This is a genomic window from Synechococcus sp. R55.7 (assembly GCF_047461955.1).
Lineage (GTDB): Bacteria > Cyanobacteriota > Cyanobacteriia > Thermostichales > Thermostichaceae > Thermostichus.
On the sequence record NZ_JANSIC010000005.1, the window covers coordinates 6,547 to 11,136 of the forward strand.

4 protein-coding genes are annotated in these 4,590 nt (G+C 56.8%); 2 read left to right on the forward strand and 2 right to left on the reverse strand.

The annotated features are described in order from the left end of the window. Positions 1 to 81 precede the first annotated feature (81 nt). Positions 82 to 894 (reverse strand): phosphatidate cytidylyltransferase, encoded by an 813-nt coding sequence (locus NW820_RS00675; RefSeq protein ID WP_414329457.1) that lies wholly within the window; start codon positions 892 to 894, stop codon positions 82 to 84. A gap of 326 nt (positions 895 to 1,220) precedes the next feature. Here NW820_RS00675 and pdhA point away from each other — a divergent pair, with 326 nt between their 5' ends. Beyond that, on the forward strand, positions 1,221 to 2,222 hold the full coding sequence (gene pdhA, locus NW820_RS00680) for a pyruvate dehydrogenase (acetyl-transferring) E1 component subunit alpha (RefSeq protein ID WP_414350741.1): 1,002 nt from the start codon (positions 1,221 to 1,223) through the stop codon (positions 2,220 to 2,222). 253 nt (positions 2,223 to 2,475) lie between these two features. Beyond that, a complete protein-coding gene (locus NW820_RS00685; protein ID WP_414406404.1) occupies positions 2,476 to 4,062 on the forward strand; it encodes an NAD(P)H-quinone oxidoreductase subunit 4 in 1,587 nt (528 codons plus the stop codon). 191 nt (positions 4,063 to 4,253) lie between these two features. Here NW820_RS00685 and NW820_RS00690 read toward each other — a convergent pair whose 3' ends face one another. Beyond that, positions 4,254 to 4,433: a hypothetical protein gene (locus tag NW820_RS00690; RefSeq protein WP_011431964.1), complete on the reverse strand. Its 180-nt coding sequence runs from the start codon at positions 4,431 to 4,433 to the stop codon at positions 4,254 to 4,256. Positions 4,434 to 4,590 lie beyond the last annotated feature (157 nt).

Sequence of the window (4,590 nt, forward strand, 5' to 3'; positions counted from 1 at the left end):
TGCCAAGCCATTTTGAATTGAGGACTCCTCCACTTGTAACTGGTGTGCGTTCTTGGGTTTTGGCAGGCTTACGAGATGGCTCTAGAGCCCAGAGTAAGCGTTGAGCCATTCCATGAAGTAAAACACCAGTGGCGCGGTGAACACATAGCTGTCTCCCCGATCCAAGATGCCACCGTGGCCTGGGATCAGATCCCCGGAATCTTTCACCCCTGCATCCCGTTTCATCAGAGATTCTGTGAGATCTCCCAGCAGGCTGGTTAACCCAATCAAAAACCCCAGAATGCCCCCACTCAACCAGCTCCACGGCCAGCCCAGGTAATAGGCTCCAACCACCGCAAGGGTCATGCTGGCGGCAATCCCGGCTACCGCCCCTTCCACCGTCTTTTTCGGGCTGAGGATGGAGAGCTTGGTGCGCCCAAAGGCCCGACCACACAGGTAGGCCCCCACATCGGCAGCGATCACGCAGCCAATGGCCAACAGCGTAATCCATAGCCCTTCGCCCAGCCCTTGCGCAAAAGACAAGGCCCTGACCCGAATCCAGAAGCTGGGCAGCAACGCACAGTAGAACAACCCCAAAATCGAGGTGGCAATATCGGCAATGGTGGCCACCTTGGGCTTAAAGAGCAAATAAAAACAGATGATCGATCCCGCCACGATAAAGGCAGGGCTGGTCCACTCCGGCCTCACCTGCTGCAAAATCACCAGCACCTGGCTGGAAAACATGGTGGTGCGCATGGCCGGCGCATTGCCTTTGGCTTGCACCAAGCGAAAAAACTCCAACTGGGCCAAAAAAATGATTAGCCCAATGGCTGCAGTAAAATACCAGCCCCCTAGCAGGGTGACCGCCAACGCAAACAACACCGCCGCAAAACCGCTAACCCAACGGGCTCCCATGGGCGCACCCCGTCACGTTGGCTGGCCAAATACCTCTTGCCCCCGGCTCCAGCAGATCGACGTCCAAGCCGAGAGCAGAAGAAACCCCCCCTCTGGTGTTCAAGATTCGCGTTTGCGGGACGGAGTCCTGATGCGGCTGCTGCAATGGAAACGCCTCTTGCCCTAGCCTTTCAGTTTAACTCCCTTGGCCTCGAAACAACCGCTTTCGGCCCTGCAGGATGGGATTTCCAGGTAAGGTGGCAGACAGACTGGAGCATGAGATAATGGGCAAACCGCAAAGCTCACTGCTGACCGCCTAAGATACCTCTGATTCGTTGCACCGCAGCATGGTTCAAGAACTTACTTCGCGCTCCACAACTGCTCGCATTTCTGCCGAAGAGGCTCGTCTTCTTTATGAAGACATGGTGCTGGGCCGCCTGTTTGAAGACAAGTGCGCCGAAATGTACTACAAGGGCAAGATGTTCGGCTTTGTGCATCTGTACAACGGCCAAGAGGCCGTCTCTACGGGGGTGATCAAGGCGCTCAAGCCCACCGACTACGTGTGCAGCACCTACCGCGATCATGTGCATGCCCTCAGCACCGGGATCCCGCCGCGGGCGGTCATGGCAGAGTTGTTCGGCAAGGCCACCGGCTGCAGCAAGGGTCGGGGTGGTTCCATGCACCTCTTCTCGGCGGAGCACAATTTCTTGGGGGGCTATGCCTTTGTGGCCGAAGGGATCCCAGTGGCGACGGGGGCTGCTTTTTCTGCCAAATACCGGGGCACTGACCAGGTAACCGCCTGCTTCTTTGGGGATGGAGCCTGCAACAACGGCCAGTTTTACGAGTGCCTCAACATGGCCGCCCTCTGGAAGTTGCCCATCGTCTATGTGGTGGAAAATAACTTCTGGGCTATTGGCATGGCCCATGAACGCGCCACTTCCGACACCGATATTTACCGCAAAGGCCCGGCTTTTGGCATGCCCGGCTACCAGGTGGATGGGATGGATGTGCTAGCAGTGCGAGAGGCCGCCCAACAGGCCATCGCCCGCGCCCGTGCCGGAGAAGGCCCCACCTTGCTGGAGTGCATCACCTATCGTTTCCGGGGCCATTCTCTGGCCGACCCTGACGAGCTGCGCAGTCCTGAGGAAAAAGAGTTCTGGCGGCAGCGGGATCCCATCAAGCAACTGGAACGCTATGCCCTGGAGCACAACCTAATGTCCGAGGCAGACTTCCAAGCCATCCACGCGGAGGTCAGCGCCGTGATTGAGGACGCGGTTCTTTTTGCTCTGGAAAGCCCAGAGCCAACTCTGGACGAGCTACACCGCTTTGTCTTTGCCGAAGATGAGTAGACCCCCCCAGGTACCGGGGGAGTTCAGGAGCCGAGATCTTGCTTGGCCGGAGGATCCCTGGCCAGCTCGGGCGGCCTATCCACCCGACGGAGCGCTATCGCGCCGGATCCCTTGAGGATCCTCGATGATTGGCATTGGAGAAACCTTCTCGAGATCTGCGCGATGGCGCAGATTTTTTTGTAAATATCGCTTCCCATTTGTTTACACAGCTTCATATCATTGAGATATCGAGCATGAGTATTTATTCCCGGTCATGAGCAATTCTCTTGAGTTTCCCTGGCTGTCGGTGCTGGTGCTCTTGCCTCTGCTGGCAGCCTTTGGGATCCCCTTGATCCCCCAGAGCCGTTGGGTGCGTTGGTATGCCCTCGCTGTGGGGGCTTTTGATTTGGGCCTGATGGCCTATGTCTTTGCGCGGCACTATGACCTGCAGGACTTTTCTCTGCAACTGGCGGAGCGCTACGCCTGGGTGCCCCAAATTGGGTTCCACTGGTCGCTGGCGGTGGACGGCCTCTCCTTCCCGCTGGTGTTGCTGTCGGGTTTGATCACAACCCTGTCGATTGTGGCGGCTTGGAATCTCACCCATAAGCCGCGTTTGTTTTTCTTCTTGCTGCTGCTGATGTACGGTGCCCAGGTGGGCGTATTTCTGGCGCAGGACATGCTTCTATTCTTCCTGATGTGGGAGATTGAGCTGGTGCCGGTCTATCTGCTCATCTCCATCTGGGGTGGGCCGAAGCGCCAGTACGCCGCCACCAAGTTCATCCTCTACACCGCTGCCGCCTCTATTTTTATCCTGGTGGGATCCCTGGCAATGGCCTTCTATGGCGAGGGCTTTAGCCTGGAGATGGCAGAGCTGAGCGCTAAGTCTTACCCGGTGGCCTTGGAGCTGTTGGTGTATGCGGCTTTGCTGATCGCCTTTGGGGTGAAGCTGCCGATTTTTCCGCTGCACACCTGGCTGCCGGATGCCCACAGCGAAGCCTCTGCTCCCATTTCCATGATCTTGGCGGGGGTTCTGCTCAAGATGGGTGGCTATGGCCTGATCCGCATGAATGTGGGCATGTTGTCGGAAGCCCACGTGTACTTCGCCCCGGTGCTGGCGGTGTTGGGTGTGGTGAACATCATCTACGGGGCGTTGGCGGCCTTTGGTCAGAACCATCTCAAGCGGCGCTTGGCCTATTCGTCCATTGCCCACATGGGCTTTGTGTTGATCGGGATCTCCGCCTTTACGGAGCTGGGCATCAATGGGGCAGTGCTGCAGATGATCTCCCACGGTCTGATCGCTGCAGTTTTGTTCTTCCTGACGGGGATCACCTACGAGCGCACCCACACCCTTGCCCTCGACAAGTTGGGAGGGTTGGCCAAGCAGATGCCGAAGGCTTTTGCCCTGTTTACGGCGGGATCCCTGGCCTCTCTGGCGCTGCCGGGGATGAGTGGATTTGTGGGTGAGCTGACGGTGTTCTTGGGCTTGACCACCAGCGATGCCTATGCGCCGACCTTCAAAGCGGGAATTGCCCTGCTGGCGGCAGTGGGCATCATTCTGACGCCCATTTACTTGCTCTCCATGCTGCGTCAGGTGTTCTACGGGGCTCAGGATCCCGGCCTAGTTTTGGAAGATTACCTGGGGGATATGCGCCCGCGGGAAATGGCGGTGGCCCTCTGTCTGCTGTTGCCGATCCTCGGCATTGGCTTCTACCCGCGCCTGGCTACCCAAACCTACGATGTCACAACGGTGGCGGTAGCTGCCCAGTTGCGCAGTGTGTTGGCAACTGAGATTGTGCAGCGGCCTTTCTTCCCCTTGCCAGTGCAATCGGCTCAGGTGGCGGCTTTGCCTCTGGAGGATTAAAGGGGGGTCGAGACTCGGTTCTTCTTTATCTCTATTCCTTACTCTGTCCAGAAGAGCTGGTGTTCGAGGTGCAACCCGACTCAACTTTCAGCTCTTCTTTTGTTTTTTTTAAGTTTTAAGATTGGATTTAGGATCCGGGATGTTCCTGGGCTGGGATTTTCGTGCAGCCGATTGTTCTTGTGCCGTCCATCCTATCGGTGATCGGTATGAATAGAGTTTTGTTCCATCAGGTTGAGTTGCACCACCAACCACCAGAGGGTTACATCGGAGTAGGTCGCCCGACGCTTGAGCCGAGAAATGGAGTGTACCGGGTTTTGGCTGTCGATCATCCACTCAGAAGCGATGATTTGGCCGCGTTGCTGAGCATTCATTGTTTCTCCCTCCGCTCGCCAACTGCTCAATACTTAGAATGGCTAATATTTAGGATGGCGAATTTGCGCGGGAGCGTGTGAAAAAATATATTACGCAGGGATCCCCAGAGTCGGCTAACTTTCTTAGCAATGAGGATCTCATAGGCCGTTGAGTTGC

Coding starts and splice junctions, on each gene's coding strand:
- NW820_RS00675 (WP_414329457.1), bottom strand. CDS start 894: ATGGGAGCCCGTTGGGTTAGCGGTTTTGCGGCGGTGTTGTTTGCGTTG.
- pdhA (WP_414350741.1), top strand. CDS start 1,221: ATGGTTCAAGAACTTACTTCGCGCTCCACAACTGCTCGCATTTCTGCC.
- NW820_RS00685 (WP_414406404.1), top strand. CDS start 2,476: ATGAGCAATTCTCTTGAGTTTCCCTGGCTGTCGGTGCTGGTGCTCTTG.
- NW820_RS00690 (WP_011431964.1), bottom strand. CDS start 4,433: ATGAATGCTCAGCAACGCGGCCAAATCATCGCTTCTGAGTGGATGATC.